Origin of the sequence: Rhodococcus sp. CX, assembly GCF_015865005.1 — a bacterium.
Taxonomy (GTDB): Bacteria; Actinomycetota; Actinomycetes; order Mycobacteriales; family Mycobacteriaceae; genus Rhodococcus.
The window spans coordinates 7169-7889 of record NZ_JADZGH010000216.1; the positions used below are offsets into that span (position 1 = coordinate 7169).

2 protein-coding genes are annotated in these 721 nt (G+C 66.7%); both read right to left on the reverse strand.

Annotated elements, in window-relative coordinates:
• A partial coding sequence (locus I0Q12_RS33690) for a beta-ketoacyl synthase N-terminal-like domain-containing protein (RefSeq protein WP_269437684.1) occupies positions 1 to 448 on the reverse strand: 448 nt, incomplete at its 3' end.
• A gap of 47 nt (positions 449 to 495) precedes the next feature.
• On the reverse strand, positions 496 to 721 hold a 226-nt coding region (locus tag I0Q12_RS23740), incomplete at its 5' end, for a CoA-transferase (protein ID WP_307846465.1).

Sequence of the window (721 nt, forward strand, 5' to 3'; positions counted from 1 at the left end):
GCAACCCGTCGAAGGCCATGTGATCACGCAGCGTCACATCCCCGTACTTGAACCCGGCCCGCGACTTCTCCAGCAGATGCGGCGCCTGCGACATCGACTCCTGACCACCGGCGACGACGATCTCGAACTCCCCGGCCCGGATCAGCTGATCGGCCAGCGCGATCGCGTCGATCCCGGACAGACACACCTTGTTGACCGTCAACGCCGGCACATCCATCGGGATGCCCGCCGCGACCGCGGCCTGCCGGGCCGGGATCTGCCCGGCGCCGGCGGTGAGCACCTGACCCATGATCACGTACTCCACCTGCTCCGGGGCGACCCCGGCCCTGGCCAGTGCCCCCTTGATCGCGACCCCACCCAGATCCGACCCCGAGAAATCCTTCAACGCGCCCTGCAAACGGCCCATCGGGGTACGGGCACCGGCAACGATGACTGAAGAGGTAGACATGGCTGGACTCCGATTATGTTGTGGGGAAATAACTTTCGAAACGCTGATCAGGCGGGTTCGCCGACTGCGATCTCGAGCGGAGCGCCCGTGGCGGCGACCACGTCGTCGACGGTGACGCCGGGGGCGAGTTCACGCAGCACCAGCTTGCCGCCGTCGACGACGTCGATGACCGCCAGGTCGGTGATGATGCGGTTGACGACGGCCTGCCCGGTGAGCGGCAGGGTGCAGGTCTCGACGACCTTCGGATTGCCGTCGCGATCGGTGTGCTCCATG